Source organism: Monashia sp. HAY1-5C, from assembly GCF_056755255.1.
The window spans coordinates 1-249 of the sequence record NZ_JBPGXG010000594.1 but is presented as its reverse complement, the minus strand read 5'-3'; the positions used below and the strand labels follow the sequence as shown (position 1 = coordinate 249).

Below are 249 nucleotides of genomic sequence, written 5' to 3'. Positions count from 1 at the left end.
GATGCAACCATCGATTACATCGAGGACCATCATCTGATCGAGAACGCGGACAGGGTGGGGGGGCTGCTTCGCGCCGGGCTCCGTAAGATCGCCGAGCGGTCCCCGAGCGTTGGTGAGGTGCGCGGAACCGGCCTGATGATTGGCGTTGAACTCGTCGAGCCGGGCACGCGTGTTGCCTCACCGACTCGCGCAACAGAGGCCGTCGAGAAAGCCCGCTCACTTCGATTGCTCATAGGTCGCGGGGGGATC

At 63.9% G+C, this 249-nt stretch carries 1 protein-coding gene; it reads left to right on the top strand.

Annotated features, from left to right (window positions below):
• A partial coding sequence (locus ACR9ZK_RS22885; protein ID WP_481344213.1) for an aminotransferase class III-fold pyridoxal phosphate-dependent enzyme occupies nt 1-249 on the top strand: 249 nt, incomplete at both ends.